Origin of the sequence: Limimaricola sp. (assembly GCF_016125575.1) — a bacterium.
Taxonomy (GTDB): domain Bacteria; phylum Pseudomonadota; class Alphaproteobacteria; order Rhodobacterales; family Rhodobacteraceae; genus WGLM01.
Genome location: NZ_WGLM01000001.1, coordinates 48,044 through 70,074 on the forward strand (window position 1 = coordinate 48,044; position 22,031 = coordinate 70,074).

Annotated in this window: 22 protein-coding genes and 1 tRNA gene; 12 read left to right on the forward strand and 11 right to left on the reverse strand. The window is 64.2% G+C overall.

From position 1 onward, the window contains the following. The first annotated feature begins 41 nt into the window (after nucleotides 1-41). The 6 genes from GC146_RS00325 to GC146_RS00350 all read left to right on the forward strand — a co-directional run bounded on the left by GC146_RS00325 (nucleotide 42) and on the right by GC146_RS00350 (nucleotide 7,264). Nucleotides 42-968: a glyoxylate/hydroxypyruvate reductase A gene (locus tag GC146_RS00325; RefSeq protein ID WP_291832660.1), complete on the forward strand. Its 927-nt coding sequence runs from the start codon at nucleotides 42-44 to the stop codon at nucleotides 966-968. 43 nt (nucleotides 969-1,011) lie between these two features. Beyond that, nucleotides 1,012-2,625, forward strand: a complete 1,614-nt coding sequence (locus GC146_RS00330; RefSeq protein ID WP_291832663.1) for a peptide ABC transporter substrate-binding protein — start codon at nucleotides 1,012-1,014, stop codon at nucleotides 2,623-2,625. A gap of 87 nt (nucleotides 2,626-2,712) precedes the next feature. Next, complete coding sequence (locus GC146_RS00335; protein ID WP_291832665.1) at nucleotides 2,713-3,666, forward strand: ABC transporter permease; 954 nt, start codon at nucleotides 2,713-2,715, stop codon at nucleotides 3,664-3,666. After that, nucleotides 3,659-4,537: an ABC transporter permease gene (locus GC146_RS00340; RefSeq protein ID WP_291832668.1), complete on the forward strand. Its 879-nt coding sequence runs from the start codon at nucleotides 3,659-3,661 to the stop codon at nucleotides 4,535-4,537. The genes GC146_RS00335 and GC146_RS00340 overlap by 8 nt, the downstream gene beginning before the upstream one ends. Nucleotides 4,538-4,557: 20 nt before the next feature. Further along, nucleotides 4,558-5,778 (forward strand): aminotransferase class I/II-fold pyridoxal phosphate-dependent enzyme, encoded by a 1,221-nt coding sequence (locus GC146_RS00345; RefSeq protein ID WP_291832671.1) that lies wholly within the window; start codon nucleotides 4,558-4,560, stop codon nucleotides 5,776-5,778. Between the two features lie 265 nt (nucleotides 5,779-6,043). Further along, nucleotides 6,044-7,264, forward strand: coding sequence for an NAD(P)/FAD-dependent oxidoreductase (locus GC146_RS00350; protein WP_291832674.1), 1,221 nt, complete (start codon nucleotides 6,044-6,046; stop codon nucleotides 7,262-7,264). Between the two features lie 155 nt (nucleotides 7,265-7,419). Here the strand turns inward: GC146_RS00350 and GC146_RS00355 are convergent, their stop codons facing one another. Beyond that, nucleotides 7,420-7,860, reverse strand: a complete 441-nt coding sequence (locus GC146_RS00355; protein WP_291832677.1) for a hypothetical protein — start codon at nucleotides 7,858-7,860, stop codon at nucleotides 7,420-7,422. A gap of 316 nt (nucleotides 7,861-8,176) precedes the next feature. Between GC146_RS00355 and GC146_RS00360 the strand changes: the two genes are divergently transcribed. The 4 genes from GC146_RS00360 (at nucleotide 8,177) to GC146_RS00375 (ending at nucleotide 13,230) form a co-directional block, all read left to right on the forward strand. Then, a complete protein-coding gene (locus GC146_RS00360; protein WP_291832680.1) occupies nucleotides 8,177-8,806 on the forward strand; it encodes a hypothetical protein in 630 nt (209 codons plus the stop codon). Further along, nucleotides 8,803-10,257 (forward strand): O-antigen ligase family protein, encoded by a 1,455-nt coding sequence (locus tag GC146_RS00365; protein WP_291832683.1) that lies wholly within the window; start codon nucleotides 8,803-8,805, stop codon nucleotides 10,255-10,257. Before GC146_RS00360 ends, GC146_RS00365 begins: the two co-directional genes overlap by 4 nt. Further along, nucleotides 10,257-11,027 carry a metallophosphoesterase gene (locus tag GC146_RS00370; protein WP_291832686.1) on the forward strand — a complete coding sequence of 257 codons (771 nt, stop codon included), beginning with the start codon at nucleotides 10,257-10,259 and terminating at the stop codon, nucleotides 11,025-11,027. Before GC146_RS00365 ends, GC146_RS00370 begins: the two co-directional genes overlap by 1 nt. A gap of 79 nt (nucleotides 11,028-11,106) precedes the next feature. Next, nucleotides 11,107-13,230: a Wzz/FepE/Etk N-terminal domain-containing protein gene (locus tag GC146_RS00375; protein WP_291832689.1), complete on the forward strand. Its 2,124-nt coding sequence runs from the start codon at nucleotides 11,107-11,109 to the stop codon at nucleotides 13,228-13,230. 24 nt (nucleotides 13,231-13,254) lie between these two features. On the opposite strand, the gene GC146_RS00380 is transcribed toward GC146_RS00375, so the two are convergent. The 9 genes from GC146_RS00380 to GC146_RS00420 form a co-directional block, all read right to left on the reverse strand. After that, a complete protein-coding gene (locus tag GC146_RS00380; RefSeq protein WP_291832692.1) occupies nucleotides 13,255-13,944 on the reverse strand; it encodes a sugar transferase in 690 nt (229 codons plus the stop codon). A gap of 367 nt (nucleotides 13,945-14,311) precedes the next feature. Beyond that, nucleotides 14,312-15,184, reverse strand: coding sequence for a glucose-1-phosphate thymidylyltransferase RfbA (gene rfbA, locus GC146_RS00385; protein ID WP_291832695.1), 873 nt, complete (start codon nucleotides 15,182-15,184; stop codon nucleotides 14,312-14,314). Then, on the reverse strand, nucleotides 15,181-16,035 hold the full coding sequence (gene rfbD / locus GC146_RS00390; RefSeq protein WP_291832697.1) for a dTDP-4-dehydrorhamnose reductase: 855 nt from the start codon (nucleotides 16,033-16,035) through the stop codon (nucleotides 15,181-15,183). Before rfbD ends, rfbA begins: the two co-directional genes overlap by 4 nt. Further along, complete coding sequence (gene rfbB, locus GC146_RS00395; protein ID WP_291832699.1) at nucleotides 16,032-17,072, reverse strand: dTDP-glucose 4,6-dehydratase; 1,041 nt, start codon at nucleotides 17,070-17,072, stop codon at nucleotides 16,032-16,034. The genes rfbD and rfbB overlap by 4 nt, the downstream gene beginning before the upstream one ends. After that, entirely contained in the window at nucleotides 17,069-17,626 is a 558-nt protein-coding gene (gene rfbC, locus GC146_RS00400) for a dTDP-4-dehydrorhamnose 3,5-epimerase (RefSeq protein WP_291832701.1), read from the reverse strand. The genes rfbB and rfbC overlap by 4 nt, the downstream gene beginning before the upstream one ends. Before the next feature lie 120 nt (nucleotides 17,627-17,746). Next, nucleotides 17,747-18,157: a cytochrome C gene (locus GC146_RS00405; RefSeq protein ID WP_291832703.1), complete on the reverse strand. Its 411-nt coding sequence runs from the start codon at nucleotides 18,155-18,157 to the stop codon at nucleotides 17,747-17,749. A 110-nt stretch (nucleotides 18,158-18,267) separates the two neighbouring features. Beyond that, on the reverse strand, nucleotides 18,268-19,386 hold the full coding sequence (locus tag GC146_RS00410) for an ABC transporter permease (RefSeq protein WP_291832705.1): 1,119 nt from the start codon (nucleotides 19,384-19,386) through the stop codon (nucleotides 18,268-18,270). Then, a complete protein-coding gene (locus GC146_RS00415; RefSeq protein WP_291832708.1) occupies nucleotides 19,383-20,090 on the reverse strand; it encodes an ABC transporter ATP-binding protein in 708 nt (235 codons plus the stop codon). Before GC146_RS00415 ends, GC146_RS00410 begins: the two co-directional genes overlap by 4 nt. Next, nucleotides 20,087-20,722, reverse strand: coding sequence for an ABC transporter substrate-binding protein (locus GC146_RS00420; RefSeq protein WP_291832711.1), 636 nt, complete (start codon nucleotides 20,720-20,722; stop codon nucleotides 20,087-20,089). Before GC146_RS00420 ends, GC146_RS00415 begins: the two co-directional genes overlap by 4 nt. A gap of 121 nt (nucleotides 20,723-20,843) precedes the next feature. Here GC146_RS00420 and GC146_RS00425 point away from each other — a divergent pair, with 121 nt between their 5' ends. Beyond that, the gene (locus tag GC146_RS00425; protein ID WP_291832714.1) at nucleotides 20,844-21,518 is read left to right on the forward strand and encodes a ceramidase domain-containing protein; all 675 of its coding nucleotides are present in this window, start codon (nucleotides 20,844-20,846) and stop codon (nucleotides 21,516-21,518) included. 173 nt (nucleotides 21,519-21,691) lie between these two features. Here GC146_RS00425 and GC146_RS00430 read toward each other — a convergent pair. Then, nucleotides 21,692-21,766: transfer RNA gene (locus tag GC146_RS00430), tRNA-Thr, on the reverse strand. 86 nt (nucleotides 21,767-21,852) lie between these two features. On the opposite strand from GC146_RS00430, the gene GC146_RS00435 reads away from it, so the two are divergent. Next, nucleotides 21,853-22,029: a hypothetical protein gene (locus tag GC146_RS00435; RefSeq protein WP_291832715.1), complete on the forward strand. Its 177-nt coding sequence runs from the start codon at nucleotides 21,853-21,855 to the stop codon at nucleotides 22,027-22,029. Nucleotides 22,030-22,031: the final 2 nt, after the last annotated feature.

Sequence of the window (22,031 nt, forward strand, 5' to 3'; positions counted from 1 at the left end):
GCGTTTTGTGCCCGCATAGGCTCATGCGAAGGAGGCCAGACATGAGCCGCATCTTCATCGCATCCAAGGGTGACAGGGCCGGAATGGCCCGCCTTTTCCGGGCCGCCCTGCCAGAGTTCGAGGTGCTGACAGACCTTGCGCCGGGTGATGACCGGCCCGTGCCCTACATCGTCGTCGGACGGCCCGATCCGGGCGTCGTGCGGTCGGTGCCGGGGCTGCAGGTGGTCCTCAGCCTCAATGCCGGGATCGAGCATCTGCTGGCCAGCGGCGAGGTGCCGCAGGACATTCCCATCGTGCGCCTCGTCGACGAAGGGCTGGCCGCGGGAATGGCCGAATGGGTGCTGGCCCATGTGCTGGGCTGGCATCGCAACATCCTTGCCTACCGGGACGAGCAGCCGCAGCGGCGCTGGGCGCCCAAGGCCGAGAAACTGGCGCGCGAACGCGTCGTCACCGTGCTGGGCGCGGGCGCGCTGGGCGGGCCGGTTGCCGACCACCTCCTGCGCTTCGGGTTTCAGACGCGGGTCTGGAGCCGGTCGGGCCGGGCCATCGACGGCGCGGCGGCCTTTGCCCATGACCACCTGGCCGAGGCGGTGACGGGGGCAGACGTGCTGGTCAACCTGCTGCCGCTGACGCCCGACACGCGCGACCTGATCGACGCCGGGCTGCTGGCGCGGTTGGCGCCGGGCGCGTTCCTCGTCAACGGGGCGCGGGGCGGGCACGTCGTGGACGACGACCTGATCGCAGCGCTGGACAGTGGGCACCTGAGCGGTGCGGCGCTGGACGTGTTCCGGACCGAACCGCTGCCGCCAGAGCATCCGTTCTGGACCCACCCGAAAATCCTCGTCTCGCCGCATGTCGCGGCGCCGACCCACATGGATATCGCCGTGGCCGAGATGGTCGCCAACATCCGCCGGCACATGGCCGGAACTCCCATGCTGAATGTCGTCGACAGAACGGCAGGCTACTGAAGACCTCCCCCTCAACCCAGCAAGACCCGACAAGGAGACCCCTATGACCATGAAGATGACCCGACGCACCATGCTGCAAGGCGCCGTGGCCGGTGCGGCCACGCTCGCGACCCTGCGCGCGACAACTGCGGACGCCTCCGGATATGGCGGCACGCTTCGCGTGGGCCTGTCCTACGAGATCGACACGATGAACGTCTATTCGACGGGCTATCTGGGCGATGCGCAGGCCACCATCGTCGAGGGCCTCGTCGCCCCCAACGACAAGGCCGACTACGTGCCGGTCCTCGCGCTGGAAGTGCCGACGCTGGAAAACGGCGGCATCGTGCTGAGCGACGACAAGAAGACGATGACCGTCACCTACAAACTGCGCCCCGGCGTGACATGGCATGACGGCAAGCCTTTCACCTCGGCGGACGTGAAATACACTTGGGAAGCGGTCAAGGATCCGGCGTTCATCGCTGAATCCAAGGACGGCACTGCCGATATCGACAGCATCGAAACGCCCGACGATCTGACAGCAATCTGTCACTACAACAAGGTCTCTCCGGACTTCAAATCGACGCTCTTCACCTTCGGCATCATGCCCAAGCACCTTCTCGAAGGCACCGACCTGAACACCTCGTCCTACAATCAGACCCCCGTCGGCACCGGCCCCTTCATGGCGACCGAGTTCCAGCAGGGCCAGTACGTGGTCTGCAAGCGCAACCCCAACTACTGGGACAAGGCCGCCAACGGCGACCAGCTGCCCTATCTCGACGAGATCATCTTCTACATGCTGCCCGACACCAACACGATGATCACGCAGCTGAAATCGGGCGAGATCGACATGATCGTCCGCACGCCCTACAACCAGGCCGCGCAGATCGCGATGATCCCCGGCATGGAGATCATCAAGGGGCCGCTGCTCAGCTGGCAGCACGTGGATTTCAACTTCCGCAACCCGCTGCTGGCCGACCTTGCCGTGCGGCAGGCCTTCGCCCACACGATCGACCGCTCGGTCCTGATCAAGGCGCAGGGCGGCTTCCCCGAGGCGATCAAGTCGGTCGTGGTGCCGGTCTTCGCGCTTTATGACGACACCACGCCCAGCTATGACCTCGACCCCGCCAAGGCCGCCAAGATCCTTGACGATGCAGGTTATACGATGGGCGGCGACGGCGTGCGCGCCAAGGGCGGCCAGCGCCTGTCGTTCAAGTTCGTGGTCTCGGCGGGCCTGTCGGACGACGAGAACGTGCAGCAGATCATCATGGCCCAGATGAAGGCCGTGGGGATCGAGCTGGTGCCCGACAACCAGGCCGGCGTCGCCTATCGCGAGGCGCGCTACAAGGGCAACTACGACCTGATCTATGGCCGCTGGATCACCTCGGCCGACCCGGTCTATTCGGTGTTTTACGGCACCGACGGCCCCAATAACGGACAGGCCTATTCCAACCCGAAACTCGACGCGGTGTTCGACACGCTGGAACACTCGCTCGATCCGGCCGTGCGCAAACAGTCCTCGTCCGAGATGCAGCACATCATCGCCGAAGACCTGCCGACGATCCCGCTGACCACCAACGTCGCGGTCATCGCCAAGGTCAAGAAGCTGATGAACTTCGTGCCGAACCCCACCAACATGACCAACTTCGTGCACACTGCCGAATGGTATATGGAGGGCTGAGGCCCGACTGCCGGAACCTTTTGCTGCGGGCCGCCTTGGGCCCGCAGCAGCCTTTCTTGACGACACCCCCCATGACAGGGCGCTGACGTGAGCCTGACTTTCCTCATCAAACGGCTGGCAGGGGCAATACCGCTGCTTCTGGGCATCTCGCTGATCCTGTTCGCGATCATTCATCTCGCGCCCGGCGGGCCGACGGATGTCTATGCCGACAACCCCTCGGTCAGCCCCGAGGCGTTGCAACAGATCATCACGCGCTTTGGTCTCGATAAGCCGGTGCCCGAGCAATACCTGCTCTGGCTCAAGGCGATGGTCACCGGCGACTGGGGCCTGTCGATCCGCACTGGGCGGGGTGTTCTGGGCGAGATCCTCGCGCGGTTGGGGCCGACGCTGCAACTGGGCGGCATGGCAATGGGCATCTCGCTGATCGTGGCGCTGCCGCTGGGGACGTATTGCGCGGCCCGGCGCGGCAGCCGGCTGGATACCGCTCTGACGTTTCTCAGCTTTGCCGGCATCTCGCTGCCGGTGTTCTGGTCGGCGCTGCTGCTGCAACTGGTCTTTTCGGTCTGGCTGGGCATCCTGCCCTCTGCGGGAATGAAATCGATCGGCGACGGCTCACTCATCGACCGGCTGCAACACCTTGCCATGCCGGTCACCGTGCTGTCGCTGGCCACCATCGCCAGCTGGAGCCGCTACATCCGTTCCGGCATGGTCGACGTGCTGGCGCAGGACTACATCCGCACCGCCTATGCCAAGGGGCGGCGGGAATGGGGCGTGGTTATCGCCCACGCGCTGCGCAACGCGATGATCCCCGCTGTCACGGTGATCGCCATCGATTTCGTCACCATCATCTCGGGCGCTGTCATCACCGAGACGGTCTTTGCCTGGCCCGGCATCGGGCGGCTTTTCGTCGAAAGCATGAACGGGCGCGATTACCCGATGCTGATGGGGCTGATGATGATGGGCTCTTTCGGAGTGGTCATGGCCAATATCATCGCCGACATCATCTATGCCGCGCTCGACCCCCGGATCCGCCATGGTTGACATCTCTCCCTCGCTTGCGCCGCCGCGCGCGCGCCGTCCGCTGGGGCAGGCCGTGGCCCGCTTCCGCCGCCACCGGATGGCCATGGGCGGGCTGGTCTTCCTTGTGGCGATGGGGCTGATCGTGGTCTTCGCGCCTTTCTTCCTGCCTTACACTTACGACGGTCAGGACTTTAACTTCATCGGCAGCCCCGGCGCGATGTCGGCGCAGCACTGGCTGGGCACCGACGAGCTGGGCCGCGATGCGCTGACCCGGCTGGTCTATGGCGGCCGCGTGTCGCTGGGCGTGGGCCTGCTGGGCGCGGTCATCTCGACCGTGCTGGGCACCGCGATCGGCGCGGTCTCGGGGTTCTATCGCGGCCTTGTCGACATCGTGCTGATGCGGTTTACCGACGTCATGCTGTCGATCCCCACGCTGCCGCTCGTGCTGCTTCTGTCCACCTTCTTCCGGCCCAGCCCGGTGCTGCTGATCGGCATCGTCGGCGGGCTGATCTGGATGGGCACGGCGCGGCTGGTGCGCGCCCAGTTCCTGGCCTTGCGCGAACGGGAATATGTCGAGGCGGCGCGCGCGCTGGGCGCAGGCGGCGCGCGGCTGATGTTCCGCCATATCCTGCCCAATGCCGTGGGGCCGATCAGCGTCGCCGCGACGCTGGCGGTGGGCACCTCGATCATGATGGAATCGGGGCTGTCGTTCCTCGGCTTCGGCATCCTGCCGCCGGTTCCGACATGGGGCAACCTGCTCAACGCCGCCAGCGCATGGCTGGGCATCGCGCCGTGGCTGGCGATCCCGCCTGGCCTGTGCATCTTCTGCACGGTGCTGGCCGTGAACTTCGTGGGCGAGGGGCTGCGTGATGCGCTCGAGCCGCGTCTGTGACCCCTTGAGGAGACCACCCGATGGCCTTTGACGACCCCGACCAGATCACCCGGCTGCGCATTCCCGGCAGCCCCGGCGCCGATCATGCCTCGGCCCGCGCGGCCGACCTCGCGTTGATCGCGCAGGCGCCCGAAGGGTTTCTGGACACCACCCATTTCGACACCGTGCGCTTTCCGCCGCCACCATGGGCCGCCGATGTCTTCGATGCCGCGCAGCGCGACGGGGCAATGGCCTATAGCCCCTATCGCGGCCATCTGCCCGTGCGCGAGGCCGTGGCGCGCAACGTTTCGGGCTTGATGGGCATGGACCTGCACGCCGACGAGAACATCGTGCTGGTGCCCGGCACGCAAGCGGGGCTGTTCGCCACGTTGTCGGCGCTGGTCGGGGCAGAGGACAAGGTGGCGCTGGCCACGCCCGACTACCTCTTCTCCGGGCGTATCCTGTCATTCCTTGGCGCCGACATCACCCATGTGCCTCTGCTGGCGGGCGGCAATGCCGGGCCGGGCCCAGACATGGCGGCGCTGGCCGCGGCCTTTGCCGGGGGCGCGCGGCTGTTCGTCTTTTCGCACCCCAACAACCCCACCGGCGCCGTCTTTTCCGCCGAAACGCTGGCCGAGATCGCGCGGCTGGCCATCGCCGCCGACGCGACCGTGCTTGTGGACGAGCTTTACGCGCGCCTTTTGCATGACGGCACGCCCTACCATCATCTCGCCGCGCTGCCCGGCATGGCGAGGCGCACCGTCACCCTGCTGGGGCCGAGCAAGACGGAGTCGCTGAGTGGCTACCGGCTGGGCGTCGTGGTGGCCCCGCCCGCGCTGTCGCCCGCCATCGAGGACGTGCTGTCGATCACCGCGTTGCGCGCGCCGGCCTATGCCCAGACCCTGCTGGCCCACTGGCTGGCCGAGGACGGGCCTTGGGTTGCCGCGCGCATTCGCGACTTGACGGCGCTGCGCGCGATGACCGAACGGCACTTGCGCCGCCTGCCCTGGCTGAAGCTGAACCTGGGGCAGGGCACCGCCTATGCCTGGCCCGATGTCGGCGCGCTGGGCATGAGCGCCTATGCCGTGGCCGAGCGGCTGCTGGTGGATGCAGGTGTGCTGGTCAGCCCCGGCTACCAGTTTGGCCCCGACTGCAACGCGCATTTCCGCGTCTGCTATGCCCGCGACGAGGGCGAATGGGATGCCGCGCTCGACCGGATGGTGGGCGTGCTGAGCGATCTGGGCACCGCGCGCGGGCTTTGAAAAGGTGCCATCTGGTGTGACGGACCGGACCGCAGTGTCGCGGAACGGGTCCGCCCATTTGGCATCTCTTGGCAGCGATTTCGGGCGACCTGAATCGTGCAGGGCCCGCGAGTTCCCGCTGACCAATCACCGAGCCGTCAAGATTTCCGGGTAAGCTGGAGCGAATTCGGCCTTGCAGGCGGCATTGTCACAGCTGGCGTCTAAGGTTGACCTTTCGTGATGATCCGCCCCGTCGGGCCGTTCTCTAAACTGGGCGACGCGCTGGATGTCGGCGCCGTTCTGGGCCAAGAGCGATCATGGGTGGAACCTTGAGCTTGGCAAGAACTGGCATGAAGATGGTCAGCAGCGTTTCCAATGCTCTGGTCGGCTCTATGTGACGCGCGTGAAGTCGCGAGTTCTGCGAAACGGTCGGGGGTCGATCTTGGACATCGTTATCATCGGCGCCGGCCTGTCGGGCCTGACCGCGGCGGCAACGCTTGCCGAGGCGGGGGCCAGCGTTCAGGTTGTTGAAGCAGACAGCCGGATCGGCGGCCGCATTCAGGCCCTGCGCGACCCGGCCACAAACCGTTCGGTTGCTGATCTTGGTCCGACGTGGGTCTGGCCGAAGTATCAACCCGTGGTGGCTGAATGGCTCGCCAAACTTGGACTGAAAACGTTCGAGCAGTTCAATGACGGCGATGCGGTCATTACTGGCTATGCGCCAAAGCCGCTGCGCCAACCCCTTCCGGGACAGGACGGCATGGCACGCATCGTTGGTGGCCCGGCCGCCCTGATCGATGCGCTCTCACGCCGCATTGGTGCAGGCCATATCCGCGTATCGGCCCCGGTCACCGCGATCCTCGCCGATGGTCCGGACCATATCGCCGTTCACCTCAACTCTGGCGAAACGCTTGTGGCGCGGCATGCGATTGTAGCGGTGCCGCTGCGCGTCGCGGCGGGCGGTCTGCAATTGCCGTGGGCGCCGCAGAGCTTGATCGGCGCCATGCGGAGCACACCGACCTGGATGGCAAGCCATGCCAAGGCGGTCGCGCTTTACGAGCGCCCGTTCTGGCGGGACGCGGGGTTGTCCGGCAGGATTGCCAGCCGCCTTGGTCCGCTGGTGGAAGCGCATGACCATACATGTGCGGAGGGAGCCCCGGCGGCAATCTTTGGTTTTGTGGGCTGGTCGCCGGAAAGGCGCCTTCAAGGTCCCGAAGGTCTTCGGCGCGCGATCCTGTCCCAGCTTGTGGAGTGCTTTGGCGAGGCTGCAGCGGACCCGCTTGACCTTGTGGTGCAGGACTGGGCCACGAACCGCTGGATCGCCACGGATTTCGACCTTGCAGGACCGCCAGAGCACCCCGAGATTGGTCCACCTGTTCTTCGGGCACGCCACCTTGACGGTCGCCTGCGTTTCGCCGTTTCGGAAATGTCGGAGGTCAGTCCCGGCTTGATCGAGGGTGCGCTGTCGGCCGGTCATCGCGCAGCGATGGACCTGCTGACGTCTTGATCGCGTGATCAGGGCGGCGAGGGACGTAACTGCCTGTAACATTGGAGTTCGTCCGTGCAGTGCGGAAGGGAAGGACCGAACATTTCCGGGCGAAAGGATGGACAATTTGCCGGGGTTTGCGCGGCGATTGACCAATCCGGCGGCGCTGGTCTTGGTCAGCCGCTTGGGCTGGCGACCCTGATTGCGGCGGCCACGGTCGCCAGTTGCTGCATTGACCCGGAACTGATCAATGTCGAGGTCGATTGGAGGGCCTGCTTCTGCATCGGATCGGTGCTGGCGGTTGCAAGTGAACTTACTTCGCGGGCAAGCAGGTCGCGGACGTCAGGGTGCGCGGCCGCAACCCGGATTGCCACATTGGCAAGTTGGCCGACCATGTAGTTGACGCCAGCCGGGTCTGCCTGCGGGTTGGCAGCGAGGTAGGTGTTTAGCGCCGCCTGAATCTGGGCCGCGCAACCGGTCGGCTCGATGCCGCATTGGGCATAGGCACTGGCAATGATCGCGTTGATCGCACCCGTGTCATAGTCGGCCCATGCCAGCGTCGGGATGGTGATGACGCCAGAGGCGCTGATGACCGCCGCAACCGCAAGATTCTTCATGGCAAACTGTCCTGTAGAAAGAATTCGAATCTTGTCCCGCGCACCGACGCCAAGATTGGGACCGCTGCACAGCACTTGCGTCAAACTGCATCCGTTTCGTTAAGAAATTGATAACCAATCTGGTGTTTGTCTGAATTATGAGGGCGTTGCACGCTCATTGCTCCGTGGTGTGAACTGCAATCGGCCCGACGCTGAAAAACCGCATCCTCGGGCGGAATGGGCGCTTGTTGACAACGCCTTGGACCGGACCTGCGCAGCGGATGGGATTGGTTTGGGAGGGCCAGTGGCACGGATCGTACTTGCCCTTCTTGCGGTGATGACGCTTGTCGGCGCGGTCACCTTGATACCCGGCGAATACAACGCCTTGCGTGACAAGGGCCGCGGCTTCGGTGGCCTGTCCGTGCCCGGTGCTGACGCTCTGGCAAAGGCGCGATCTATCCCCGCCGCCCTTGCCCAGATGCAAATGTGCGAGGCCGCGCAGGTGACGCTGGAAGCGATGTTGAGCCCACAGGCGAACCGGACCATTGCCGCGACGACCTGTCTGACGCGCGCCAATTTGGTTTTGCGCGACAATCCGACGATGGCAATCGCGCACCTCGCACGCGCCGTTTCATTGATGACATTGGAAGAAAGGAAAGAAGCCGGGGTGTCTCGCCGCATGTCGGCGCAATTCGCCGCAAACGAGAACTGGATTACGGTTCGTCGTCTGGCGGCCAGCTTTTTCTTTTACCGGCCCGGCGGTGACACGCCGGACTCTATTGATGCCGCGGATGTGCGCAAGCTTCTAAAAAGCAATTCCTATCGCCCCGCGTTGGTCGATCTCTATCTGCGTTATCCGGCATGGCAGGCGTGGTTTACCCAGACGATGGAGGAACAGGACGGGCGCGACCAGCGCGCCTTCCTTGCGCTGATGCGCCAGCGCCGCATGTCGGAGGCGGGGTTATGATCGCTTTCGGCACACTTTCGACAGAGGGTCGCGCCGGCCAGTCTGCGCCGCTCAACTTCGAAGAGGTGGCACTGGAAGAAAAGCGCAGCGCATCGTCCTTACGCGCAGCAAGCCGGCTCAATTCCGGCATTGGCTGGTGCCTTGCCGCGCTGGCCATCCTTGCAGCGGTCCCGCGTGGCGGCAACGCGCCATTGGCCTGGCTGGTGCTGAGCTTCCTGTCAGGTCTGTTGCTGTTGGTGCATCTGGGCCTGACATGGCAACTGGCCCCGAAGCGCCGTCATCCACTGCGCCAGCATCCTTGGATCGCGGTTCCGGGCGCACTGGTGCTGGTTGTCATCCTGCTGCAATTGGCCCCGCTTGGCGGATGGAGTTGGGGCAGCCTTCCTGCCGCGGTGCGGCCCCGTGGCTTTACGCTGACCGAAGGGGCGACATGGCTGGGCGCGGTTCGCTGGGCAGGCTATGCGGCTTTTTTCGCCACCTTTCTTGGCGTTACGCGCAATGCGCGTCGGCAATCACGACTATTGATGGTCTTGTTTTTCGGGGTGGGGCTGCATGCGGTCCTCGGGCTGGCCCTTTTTGGTCCACTGGGCGACCAAGCGCTTTTGGGCGACAAGACCGCCTATCTGGGCTTCGCGACCGGGGTCTTCGTGAACCGCAATTCTTACGCGACCTTCCTTGGCATGGGCCTTTGCCTTGGCATTGCGGTGATGCGGCAGGTCACGGCGGCAGCGCAAACGCGCGTTCCGGGTGCTCGCAACAGCCTGACACCGCGCAAGATCGAGTTGTTATTTCTGGGCATCGTGATGACCGTCATCGCGGTCACGCTGATCGCCACGGCCTCTCGCATGGGCATTTTCGCTTCGTTTCTGGGGGCGGCGGTTACCTACTTTTTGCTCGACATCAAGGCGGGCGTGCCGCCGTGCCGAACGCTATTGCATTTGGCGGTGCTGGTCGTTGGGCTGGGCCTGCTGCTCTTCGCGTTCGGCGGGCAGGATGTGGTCTTGCGGGCATTGACGAGCGGCGCCGAAAGCGATGGGCGGGCCGAGCTTTACCGGCAGGTCCTGCCGGTGATCACCCAGCGCTGGCTGTCCGGTTTCGGCTTCGACAGTTTTCCGTTGGCCTTCGAGCTTTACCATCGTGCCACGCTGACGCCTGATCTGGTCTGGGACCGGGCTCATAGCACCTACCTGACCAACTGGGTGGAACTTGGGCTGGTCGGCGGCACATTGCCGTTGCTGGTCGTGGGCGCGATGGGTGCGCAGGCTTTCGGCAACCTGCGCAGGCGTACCCATTCCTTCGCGGCATCGGCCGCCGCCTGCGGAGTTGTTATCACGGTAGCAGTGCATTCAACGGTGGATTTCAGCCTTGAAATGGCCGGCAACGTCTACCTGTTTCTCGCGATAATGGCGTTGGGTGTGGTGCGCTTCGGCCATGGTGAGGGCGAGGCGTGATGGGGTTCTTCGGGGCCCGGTCGGCGGCGGCGGGCAAGCTCGAAAAGCCACGCCGGTTTCTCAGTCTGGAGGCGGCCCCGACGGCGATCTATGCGCTAGGCGATATTCATGGCTGTATCGACCTGCTGCGCGCCGCCGAGGACAAGATCTTTGTTGATGGGGCGGACCTGCCCGGCCAGAAGCTGATCGTGGCACTCGGCGATGTGATTGATCGGGGGCCGGACAGCGCGGCGGTGATCGATCATCTTGCTGGCCCTGCGCCCGCCGGGTTCACCCGCCTGACCATCTGCGGCAACCACGAGGATATGTTCCTTCGCTTTCTGGATGATCCGGCGGTCAACGGTCGTTGGATCGCATTCGGTGGGGCCGAAACGCTCCGCTCCTACGGTGTGGATCCGGGCATGGACGCGCCGTCGCGTGCGCAGCTTCGGGCGATCGCGCGCGATATGAACGCCGTCCTGCCACCGGGACATCGGGCCTTTCTGGAGGGGTTGCCGCTGGGCCTGCTGGTGGGTGACACGTACCTTGCCCATGCCGGTTATGATTTCGCGCTGCCGCCGGCAAGACAATCTGCCGACAGGATCCTGTGGGGGGCGGACCCGGGTGATCGGCCCGGTCCCGGCCAAAGCCGATTGGTCCATGGCCATTTCATCGTCGCGGCGCCCGAATTTCTGCCCGGGCGCATCAACGTCGATACCGGCGCATATCAAAGCGGATGTCTGACTACCTTGAAATTGAGTGGCGCTGACGGGTCCGCAACGATCCTTTGAAAGGCGTCTGGTTAACGAATGCAATGTGAATTTGCGACCCAGTAAAGAGAATGAGAGTCATCAATTGCGGAATGATCGAATGAAAGATAATCAAGTCGAGGCATTTAATGCCCTCGATATTTTCGGTATTTTCCGCAGACAGCTTCGGCTAATGCTTTTGACAATCGGCATCGTTCTTGGCGCGGCGCTGATCTATCTGGCGCAGGCGACGCCGCTCTACACGGCCACTACCCTGCTAATAATCGATCCGGCGGGAAAGAACCTGCTGGCGCCCGACGCGACAATGCCCAACTCAAATTCGGATAGCGCCAAGATCGAGAGCGAGGTCGAGATCCTGAAATCCGACAGCCTCGCTTTGAAGACGATCCGAGACAGCAAGCTTTACCTGACTGATGAATTCGGGCCGTCGCTGGGCACATTTGACAAGATCAAGATGGCCCTTGGCTTTGCGCCGCCGCCAGCGCCCGAGGGCGATGCAGTTCTGCAAGCCGCCCTTCAAAGGTTCGAAAGCGCGTTATCGGTTCGTCGGATGGGCCTGACCTACCTGATCTCGGTTTCTGTGACCTCCGAAAGCCCTGACCGTGCGGCGAGGCTAGCCAACGAACATGCCAAGACATATCTGGCCGATCAGGTATCGTCGAAGGTCGATTCATCGCTCGCGGCAGGTGGCGTGTTGCAGGGGCAACTGCAGCAGGCCCGGCAGAAGCTTGCCGCCTCCGATGGGGCGCTGACAAGCTATATCCAGAATCACCTTGATCAGTTGCAGGCCGAAACCGGCTCGACCAAAATCGCCGAATTGCGCACAGAATTGCAGACTGCCAACAGCCAGATCGCGAAAGATAGCCAGGCCGCAGACTTGGCTCGAACCGCGCTTCAGAGTGGGGACTGGGACAAGCTGGCCAGCCAGGTTCAGGACGAGACGATTGCCAAGCTGGCCCAGCAAAAGCGGACATTCGAGCAGCAATTGGCAGGGGCAGAGCCGGGCAGCGCGGCGGCGATCGATATCGCGGCAGGATTGGCGGACATCAACAGGCAGCTGACGCAGGCCGGTCAGCAGACGATCTCGCAACTGGAAAAGACCGTCCAATCCGAGAAAGATTCGACAGCCGAGATCACCAAGTCGATCCGCGACGAGGTGCTGGGCTCGACCCTGACGCCGGAGACACTCGCCGACATTTATGGACTGCAGCAGGATGCGCAAATCGCCCAGCGGCAATACGACACCCTGTTGACCCGCCTGCGCGATGTGCAGACGCAGGCACTGGTGCAGGTGGCGGATGCGCGCGTTGTGTCGCAGGCGCTGTCGCCGCAGCAGAAATCCTACCCGAATACGGAACTGGCGCTGGCACTGGCCCTGGTGCTGGGCCTTGGCCTTGGCGCGGGGCTGGCGCTGTCGAACGAATACCTTTTCGGTGGCGTCACCTCCGAGGCGCAGTTGAACAATATCGTGCCGGCACGGGTCGCCGCTGTGGTGCCAAAGGTTTCGTCTGCCAGCGGGCAACTGACATTTGCCGACAAGGTGGTAGACGAGCCCATGTCGTTGTTTTCAGAAAGCTTTCGCAAGTTGCGCGCCAGTATTGACAGGCAGTCTCCGGCAACGCCGGGCATTGGCCGGGTGATCCTTTTCACCTCGTCGATTCCCGCGGAAGGAAAATCGACCGACGCGCTGGCGCTGGCGCGAACCTACGCGCTGGCAGGCAAGCGGACACTTCTGGTCGATGCCGACCTGCGCAAGCCCAGCCAGCATACCTTCATCGGGACAGAGCCGGAATCGGGCATTCTGGAATACCTGACCGCTCCGGGCGATAGGTACGCGGATGCCGCCTGCTTTGGCACCGATCCTAAGTCGAACCTGGGGTTGATCATGGGACGGCGGCGCAGCAGCATCCCGACGGATGCACCGCTGCAGACCGAAGGCTTTGCCAATTTGATCATGGATGCGCGCAAGTCCTTTGACGTGGTCATCATGGACTCCGCGCCGCTGGTTCCGGTGGTCGACGCGCGCTACATCTCGCCGTTTGCCGACGTTGTGGTTCTTTGTGTGCGGTTCGGACTTGCCCGGCAGGCCGATGTCCGCACTGCTTTCGAACAGCTGGAAGAGTCGATCAGCGATGGAGCCGTGATCATGACCTCGCTCAACTGTTTGGAAGGCAAGACGGCTGATTACCGCTATTCCGGCTATTACGGCTATGCGACAAGCTAGGCTGGCGACAGCAAGTACGTGCCGCTATTTGCCCGTCATCTTCAGGACAACGCCGACGGTCTCGATCACCAGTCGCAGGTCACTGCGAAGGCTGATCGTTTCACCGTAAAGCTCATCGAAATGCACCCGGTCGACAAACCGCGTTTCGCTTCGCCCGTGGATCTGCCATGGGCCGGTAATGCCCGGACGCATGCGGAAATAGGCCTGGCCGCCAGCCTCGCGGTAAAGGTCTTGTTGCTCGGGCGTGAAAGGGCGGGGGCCCACAAGGCTCATCTGCCCGGCCAACACGTTGAGAACCTGAGGCAGCTCATCAAGGCTGGAACGGCGCAAGAAGCGGCCAATGCGCGTGATCCGGGGATCGTCGTGCAGTTTCTGGTGCCGGTGCCATTCCGCGGCAATCTTGGGGTTTTCGGCGCAGAGATCGGCCAGCACCTTGTCGGCATCGACAACCATCGTGCGTAGTTTCAGACAAGCGAACTGCCTGCCATTTCGCCCGACGCGCTGCTGCATGTAAAAGGCAGGCCCACCGTCACGCCGCACGAGCAGACACAGAATGCCGATGACCGGCAATATGACAGGCGCACCTGCAACGCCCAGGGCAAGATCAAGCAGGCGCTTGCCGAAGGCTGTATAAGCCGTTGAATTACCCCGCAGGCTGATGCCATTGCGCAAGACATTTTCGTGCGAGGTAAAGTCTTCGACAACATCACGCAATTCATTATTCCCGCATTTGCGCTGCCCGCAGCCAATGAAATTGGCTAGCGACCCTGAAATCCTGATTCGACTATTCCCGGTAGATCCGGCCCTTTGACGATATCAACCCGAAGGCCGTGGCTCGTCCATTTGACGCGGCCCGTCGCAGAGTCCTACTCAGAGATTAACAAGTGATTAAACCTTTGGTAATCACGATGATGTTTTGACTTGAACAGGTTGCAGCCGCTGCGTTTCGTCCAAGATTTTCTTGGTCCAGAGCAAGGATGCTTTCCGCAGGCGCCGTTCCAGACCGGTATTTCGGTTTCAACGGGAATTGCGAGACGCAGAGTTTGAAGGCCGCACGTGGGTCAGACGCGGCCTGTCGTGCTCAGGTTTTGGTCAGGTCGTCGAGGTAGCGACCATAGTCGTTCTTGCGGAACAGGGCCGCGCGGGCCAGCAGGGCCCGCCTGTCAATGAACCCAAGCCGATAGGCGATCTCGTCGGGCGAGCCTACCTGCTGGCCCTGCCGTTCCGACAGCGTGCGCACGAAGTTTCCGGCGTCCAGCAGGCTGCCATGTGTGCCGGTGTCCAGCCATGCATAGCCACGCCCCATCGTTTCGACACGTAGGGTTCCTTCGGCAAGGTAAAGTGCCAGAAGATCGGTAATTTCCAGCTCTCCGCGCGGCGATGGCGCCAATGAGGCGGCAAGGTCGGGCGCGCGGCCGTCGAGGAAATAGATCCCGGTCACGGCGTAGTTCGACGGCGGCTCTGACGGTTTCTCGACGATCTCGCTCACCGCGCCGTCGGGCCCGAAGCCCACGACGCCGTAACGCTCAGGATCGGCCACGCGGTAGCCAAAGACCGTGCCGCCCTCCCGCCGGGCATCGGCGGTGGCAAGGATCTCTGGCAAGCCGTGGCCGAAGAAGATGTTGTCGCCCAGCACCAGTGTCGAGGGCGCGCCGTTCAGGAAATCGCGGGCCAGCAAGTAGGCCTGCGCCAGCCCGTCGGGCGAGGGTTGGACGATCCACGTGAATTGCAGGCCCCATTGGCTGCCATCACCCATCAGGCGCTGGAATTGCGCCTGATCCTCGGGCGTCGTGATGATCGCGATCTCCCGAATGCCCGCCAGCATCAGCACGCTGAGCGGGTAATAGATCATCGGCTTGTCGAAGATCGGTAAAAGCTGCTTGGAGACACCCATCGTGATCGGATAAAGCCGCGTGCCCGATCCGCCGGCCAGAATAATGCCTTTGCGTTTCATCGTGTCACTCCAAGCTCCGTCAAGACGTCGTCCAGCCCCGCGCGCCAATCGGGACGTGACAGGCCGAATGCGGCCTCGGTAAGGCTGCAATCCAGCCGTGAATTGGCGGGGCGGCGCGCCGGGGTGGGGTAGTCGGCCGTCGTGATGTCGGCAACGTCCACCTGTCGCCCGGCGCGCACGAAGATCGCGCGGGCGAAATCTGCCCAGCTGACATCGGGCGCGCCCGAGAAATGGTAGGTGCCGGATTTCTGCGGCTCGCGGACCAGATGATCGCCAATGGCCAAACAGGCCGCGGCGATTGCGGCGGCCGGCGTGGGCCCGCCCACCTGGTCGGCGACAATGCTCAGCCGGTCGCGGCTTTCCGACAGTCGCAGCATCGTCTTGACGAAATTCGCGCCATGCGCCGAAAACACCCAGGACGTGCGCAGGATCGCATGGACGCCCCCGGCCGCGCGCACCGCCTTTTCGCCGGCCAGCTTGCTGCGGCCATAGGCGCCAATGGGAGCGGTTGGCGCGTCGGGGGAGAAAGGCGCAGTGCCGGACCCATCAAAGACGTAATCGGTCGATATCTGGATGAAGGCGGCACCAGTTTCTGCGGCGGCACGGGCCATCGCACCCGGGGCTTCGGCATTGATCCGATGCGCCGCGGCCTCGTCGGTTTCGGCCTTGTCGACGGCAGTATAGGCGGCGGCATTGATGACAATTGTCGCGCCGCTTGCGCGCAGCGCCGCCGCGCAGGCCCCCGGGTTTGACAGGTCGGCCTCGTCCCGGTTGAGAAAGCGAGCCTGCGGCGCGCGGCGCGCAAGCTCTTGCGCGACCTGACCGGTCTTGCCGAAGATCAGCAGGCTCATCCGCCGGTCCCCAGCCGCTGACCCACGCCCTGACGCGCCAGAAGCGGCCGCCACCACGCCTCGTTGTCGAAATACCAGCGCACGGTGCGGGCCAGCCCTTCTTCTACCGTGACGGAGGGCCGCCAGCCCAGTTCAGTGCGGATGCGCGCCGGGTCGATGGCGTATCGCCTGTCATGGCCCGGCCGGTCGGCCACGAAGGTGATCAGGCGCGCGTGCGGTGCGCCATCAGGGCGCAGCCGGTCAAGCTCGGCACAGATGGTGCGCACAAGGTCGATGTTTTTCGCCTCGTTCTCGCCGCCGATGTTGTAGCTGCGGCCGGACGCGCCCTTTTCCAGCACAGTCAGCAATGCGTCGGCGTGATCCTCGACATAAAGCCAGTCGCGCACGTTGCCGCCGTCGCCGTAGACCGGAATCGGCTCGCCCGCGAGGGCGCGGATGATGACCACCGGGATCAGCTTCTCGGGAAAGTGGTAGGGCCCGTAATTGTTCGAGCAATTCGACAGGACCACCGGAAGGCCATAGGTTTCGTGCCAGGCCCTTACAAGGTGATCCGAGGCCGCCTTGGACGCCGAATAGGGGCTGCGCGGGTCATAGGGTGTGTCTTCGGTGAACTTGCCGGTCTCGCCAAGCGTGCCGAAAACCTCGTCGGTCGAGACGTGGTGAAAGCGGAAACCGGAAGGCTTGCCGGCTTGGGTCCAGAACGCGCGCGCGGCCTCCAGCAGGTTGAACGTGCCGGTGACGTTGGTCGCGATGAAGTCGCCCGGCCCGTCGATGGAGCGGTCGACATGGCTTTCGGCGGCCAGATGCATCACGGCGTCGGGCGCGTGATGGGCCATGATCCGGTCCAGTGCGGCACGGTCGCGAATGTCGGCCTGTTCAAAGGCGTAAAGCGGGCTGGCCTCCACGTCGGCCACGTTGGCAAGATTGGCGGCATAGGTCAGCGCATCAAGGTTGACCACCGCGTAGCCGCGCGCCACCGCAAGCCGCACCACGGCCGAGCCGATGAACCCCGCACCACCCGTCACAAGGATCTTCACGCCGGGCCCTCCCACGTAAAGGGCGATTGCCAATCGGCAAAGGCGGGCGCGGCGGCATCCTTGGCCGAAAGCACCGGCGCGGCGCAGCCCCAATCGATGCCAAGACTGTCCCAGCGCACCGCGCCGTCGCAGTCGGGCGCGTAAACGTCGGTGACCTTGTACTGCACCTCGGTATCGGGCACGCGGGTGACAAAGCCATGAAGGAACCCGTGCGGCACCAGCAATTGCCGGCCGTTCTCGGCCGACAGTTCCACCGCCACCCAGCGCCCGTAACCGGGTGAGCCGCGCCGCACATCGACGGCCACGTCAAGGATCGCGCCGCGGGTGCAGCGTACCAACTTGTCCTGCGCATGCGGCGGGGCCTGGTAATGCAACCCGCGCAAAGTGCCGGCATCGGCCGAGAAGGAGTGGTTATCCTGCACGAAATCGAGGGCCAGCCCGGCCGCGGCCAGCCTGTCGCGATGCCACGTTTCGCTGAACCAGCCGCGGGCATCGCCGAACCGGCGCGGCGTCAGGATCAGGACGCCGGGCAGCGCGGTTTGCTCAAGCTCCATCGTGCCGGCTCCTTTCAAACTCTGGCCCGGTGTGGCGGACGGCAAGGGGGCGTCTGCCCCCCAAGCTATTTCAGCAATGCCGTCCGCAGGCAACGGGTCCGAAGGATGAGTGGGTCCGGATTATTGCGCGACTGACTGGAGATAGGCCACGACGTCCGCACCGTTGGCCAATTTGAAGGCCATGTTCGAGCGCAGGCTGTTGTCGCCGGTCTTGTCGCGGACGAAGGCAGTGGGATCGGCAAGGTAGGCGACGATCGAGTCCGCGTCCCAGACCAGCCCGGCATCTTTCAGCGCCAAAAGGCCGCTGCCATAGCGAAAGCCCTCTTCGCTGCCAGCGGTGCGGCCGACAACGCCGTAAAGGTTCGGGCCCACACGGCCGCCGCGCACGATGACCGTGCCGTCGGGCGCGGTGATCGAATGACATGCCTTGCAGCGGTTAAAGTCCCGCGCGCCGGCGGCGGCATCGCCCTCGGCAAATGCAGGAACAGCCACGGCAATGGCGGCGAGGGCGGCGATGAAAGTGGTCTTCATAGGATCGGTCCAATGCTGTCGTGAATGAATCATCACGGTGGCGACCATCACATGATCAAAATGTTTTCGCCACCCCTCCGAAACAGGGCGGGACAGCCTGCCGCACCCGCTCAGCGCTGGCCGCGGATCGCCGCAGAAGGGGGGATGCGGGTAACCCGCCAAGCGGGGTAAAGGGCCGAAAGCGGGCCCACAAGCAGCACCCAGCCGACGGCCTGCGCCACGATCGCGGTCGTCAGGTAAGGTTCCAGCAGCCCTGCGAAAATCCGCATCCAAGAGACGACATACATTGCAAAAACGCCCAGGCCGATGCCGATGACGCTGCCCAGCACGCACATCATCACGCCCTCGGCCACCACCAGCATTCGCACGCGGGCGGGGGTCCATCCGATCGCGGCGAGGATGCCGAATTCCTGACCACGTTCCGAAACCGACATCAGCAGCGTATTGGCCACGAGGATGGAGGAGGCGAGGATCATCAGCAGCGACACCACCTTCGCCACCGCATCCATGGTCTTTTCGAACTGCATGTTGCCTGCGAATTCCTCGGAATTGCTGACATCTATCAGGGGCGAAACTGCGGCAAGCCCGGCGCGGATCTCTTCGGCCCGTTCAGGGGTGAAGGGGCGTTCCAGCCTTACCTGATAAAGCGACACGGCGCTGGGCCGGCCCAGCATGTCCTGCAGCACCGCCAGCCGCGTCACGGCGATGTTCTGGTTGAAGACCGAGGTCGAGACGGCCAGCCCCGAGATGCGGAAATCCTCGTATTGCATCGAGATCGTATCGCCCACGCCCTTGCCAAGGGCGCGTGCAACGGACTGGCCCAGAACCACCTCGCGGTCGCCCTGCGGCGGGCGGCCCGATGCCAGCTTGAGCGACTGCCAAAGGAAACTGTCATCGGGCCAGCCGGTGACGAAGATATTGGCCTCGTTGTCGACTTCGGTGACCGACAGGACCACCCCGGAAACCGCCGCGACGCCCGGCACCGCGGCCAGCTTTGGGCCGATATCCTCGGACACCGAACTGCTGGTCAGGCTGTAGGTGTTGCGTTGGCTGACCACGTAATCGGCGCCGATGTCGCCCAGTCCGTGGTCAAACGAATACTGCATGCCGCGGGTCAGACCCGTCAGCGCGATAAAGGCGCCCACGGCCACGGCGATGCCAAGCACCGTCAGCGTCGAGCGCACCTTTTGCGCCGCGATGTTGCGCCATGGCAGGGTCAGAAGGTTCATGTCTGCACACCTTGCCGCCGTTCGTCCGCGACGATGTGACCGTCCACCAGACTCACCTGCCGGTCGCATCGCGCGGCGATGTCGGGGTTGTGGGTGACGATCACGATGGTGATGTCGCTGGTGCGCTTGAGCTCTTCAAGAAGCGCGATGATCTCGACGCTGGTCTGGGTGTCGAGGCTGCCGGTGGGTTCGTCCGCCACGATCATCTCGGGCCGGTTGGCCAGCGCGCGGGCGATGGCCACGCGCTGCCGCTCACCGCCCGAAAGCTGCATCGGGTATTGCCCGCGCCTGTCGCCGATCCCCAACTGATCAAGCAGGTCTGCCACCCGTGCCGCGCGTGCGGCCGGAGCCTTCGTCTGCCACAGCATGGCAAGTTCGACATTCTCGGCCACGGTCAGCGACGGGATCAGGTAGAAGGACTGAAAGACAAAACCGATGCGGGCCGCACGAATGCGGGCCCAGCTTGCCCGGCCGCGCACTCGCCGTCCGTCAAAAAACACTTCACCACCAGTGGGTTCTTCAAGTCCGCACATGATGTCGAGCAGGGTCGATTTGCCGCTGCCCGAGGGGCCGGTGACCGCCACGTATTCGCCGCGCCCGATCGTCAAAGAGGCATCGTTCAGCGCCACGATACGCCCCCGGTCAAAACTGCGAGAGCAATGCCGCAACTCGGCAAGGGCAGGTGTTTCGTTGGGCTCCGTCAAAGCTTTGCGCCAATCTCGGCCCGGATCGAGCGAACCAGCGCGGGGACCGAGCCGTTGAGTGCATCCAGCCGCAGGGCGTAGGCATTGCGCCGCGCCACGCTGAACGAGGCCCCATCGCCGATTAGGTCGAAGATGCACCAGCTGTCGCCGCAAGGGCGCATCTTCCAGTCCAGCCGCGTCACGCGGCCGTCGGCGCGGGTCAGCGTGCTGAGCACGACCACGTCGTCGTCGCGCAACGGCTTGATGGCGGTGATGGCAAAGGTCAGGTCGGGATGCAGGCGGCGGGCCAGTTCCACCGCGATCACGTCGCGCAGCGCGGCCTCGAAATCAGCGCGGTCGACCTGCGAGGCGCCGTCCCAGGCCGGGCCCAGCACCTGTGCCGACAGCCCGTCAAGGTCCACGACCTTGCCCACCATCTCGGCCAGCTTTTCCGGCATGTCGGCGTTGGCGAGGGTCTGGCCGTAGATGCGGTTGACGGCCACTGCCGCGCCCTGCACGTCCGCGGCGAGCGCCGCGACTGGCGCCAATGCCAGAAGCGTGGCGAGGACCAGATGCCCGAAGCCTGCGCGCAAACGATCAAGGCAGCGCGACGCGGTATCATCGCGCGCGGCCATTACTTCTGCGACGCTCACTCTTCCCTTGCTCCCCGGCTCTGCCCTGTCCTGCGGTTGACACCATAGGCGTGCGGGTTTTATGCCGCAATCCATATGCTTGCGATGGTGATCGCTTTGCCTGCGAGGCCCGGTGTCCAAGATGGACCTGAACGCCCCGATCCTCGGCGCTTATTGCGAGCGCACATCGCCGGCCTTCTGGGCCGAACCGCTGAATGCGGCCACCAGCCTGCTTGTGATCGTCGTTGGGGTCACCGGCTATGCCCTGCTTTACCGGCAGGGCCGGGCGACCCTGATGATGACAGTTCTGGTGGCGCTTGGCATCGCCATCGGGCTGGGATCGTTCCTGCTGCACACCTACGGCACGCGCTGGGCGGAACTGGCCGACGTGATCCCGATCTGGGCCTTCGTCGCGGTTTTCGGGCTGGCCGTCCTGCTGCGGCTAAGGCCGGGACGGGCGGCACTGCCATTGCTGCTGGTGGCGGGCGGCGCGGCCTTTGCCGGTGGCACCGCGATGGCGATGGGCGACCAGATGGGGTTGATCGCGAATCTCAGCGGGTCGCTGCAATACATTCCTGCGGCGCTGATGATCGTGGTGGTGGTCTGGCAGCTATGGCGGCGCCATCACCCCGCGCTGCTTCCGATGGGGCTGGCCAGCCTGCTATTCTGCGCGGCGCTGACCTTTCGCAGTCTTGACCTGCCGCTCTGCGAGACATTTCCGTCGGGTACGCATTTTCTGTGGCACATCACCAACAACGTGGTGATCTGCCTGCTGCTCTGGGCCTATGCGGCCGACGTGGTGCGGCGACCGGCATAGCCCGCCCGGACATTGCCGCAATGCAGCGCAAGCGTCTCTTGGTGTTGAGCCTGCCCAGATTCGCACCGAAGAGCGCGCCGCGCAGCAGGAGCGGCGATCAACGCTTGGCACGCAACTTCGCCTCATGCAGCAACCGGGCGGTACTGCGCGATCGCAAGGTCGGGAGGGTGGGATGGTGCTGTGAGAGAGGATTGAACTCTCGACCTCACCCTTACCAAGGGTGTGCTCTACCACTGAGCTACCACAGCGCCGTGGTCGGGGGGATTAGCGGCAATCCCCGGATCGTGCAAGCCCTCACTGGACGGTTTTTGCGGCAGTTGGTAACAGGTCGGCCATGGAGCGCAGACCCGACACCGCACGCCCCGGTCAGGGGACGGCCCGGCCCGGCCGCAAGGCGCCGGAAACCCGCGAAGAACGGCTGAAAGCTGCGTTGAAGGCGAACCTCGCCCGACGCAAGGCGCAGGCCCGCGCGAGAACAGGCGCCGACAACGGCGCGGAAGAGAAAGAGTAGGC

Bases quoted from the DNA above. Each gene is read 5' to 3' on its own strand.
- GC146_RS00350 (WP_291832674.1), top strand. From the start codon at position 6,044: ATGTCGGCGCCGTTCTGGGCCAAGAGCGATCATGGGTGGAACCTTGAG.
- GC146_RS00435 (WP_291832715.1), top strand. From the start codon at position 21,853: ATGGAGCGCAGACCCGACACCGCACGCCCCGGTCAGGGGACGGCCCGG.
- GC146_RS00375 (WP_291832689.1), top strand. From the start codon at position 11,107: ATGAAAGATAATCAAGTCGAGGCATTTAATGCCCTCGATATTTTCGGT.
- GC146_RS00325 (WP_291832660.1), top strand. From the start codon at position 42: ATGAGCCGCATCTTCATCGCATCCAAGGGTGACAGGGCCGGAATGGCC.
- GC146_RS00340 (WP_291832668.1), top strand. From the start codon at position 3,659: ATGGTTGACATCTCTCCCTCGCTTGCGCCGCCGCGCGCGCGCCGTCCG.
- rfbD (WP_291832697.1), bottom strand. From the start codon at position 16,035: ATGAGCCTGCTGATCTTCGGCAAGACCGGTCAGGTCGCGCAAGAGCTT.
- GC146_RS00355 (WP_291832677.1), bottom strand. From the start codon at position 7,860: ATGAAGAATCTTGCGGTTGCGGCGGTCATCAGCGCCTCTGGCGTCATC.
- GC146_RS00365 (WP_291832683.1), top strand. From the start codon at position 8,803: ATGATCGCTTTCGGCACACTTTCGACAGAGGGTCGCGCCGGCCAGTCT.
- rfbC (WP_291832701.1), bottom strand. From the start codon at position 17,626: ATGGAGCTTGAGCAAACCGCGCTGCCCGGCGTCCTGATCCTGACGCCG.
- GC146_RS00405 (WP_291832703.1), bottom strand. From the start codon at position 18,157: ATGAAGACCACTTTCATCGCCGCCCTCGCCGCCATTGCCGTGGCTGTT.
- GC146_RS00360 (WP_291832680.1), top strand. From the start codon at position 8,177: ATGACGCTTGTCGGCGCGGTCACCTTGATACCCGGCGAATACAACGCC.
- GC146_RS00410 (WP_291832705.1), bottom strand. From the start codon at position 19,386: ATGAACCTTCTGACCCTGCCATGGCGCAACATCGCGGCGCAAAAGGTG.
- GC146_RS00370 (WP_291832686.1), top strand. From the start codon at position 10,257: ATGGGGTTCTTCGGGGCCCGGTCGGCGGCGGCGGGCAAGCTCGAAAAG.
- GC146_RS00425 (WP_291832714.1), top strand. From the start codon at position 20,844: ATGGACCTGAACGCCCCGATCCTCGGCGCTTATTGCGAGCGCACATCG.
- GC146_RS00345 (WP_291832671.1), top strand. From the start codon at position 4,558: ATGGCCTTTGACGACCCCGACCAGATCACCCGGCTGCGCATTCCCGGC.
- GC146_RS00330 (WP_291832663.1), top strand. From the start codon at position 1,012: ATGACCATGAAGATGACCCGACGCACCATGCTGCAAGGCGCCGTGGCC.
- rfbA (WP_291832695.1), bottom strand. From the start codon at position 15,184: ATGAAACGCAAAGGCATTATTCTGGCCGGCGGATCGGGCACGCGGCTT.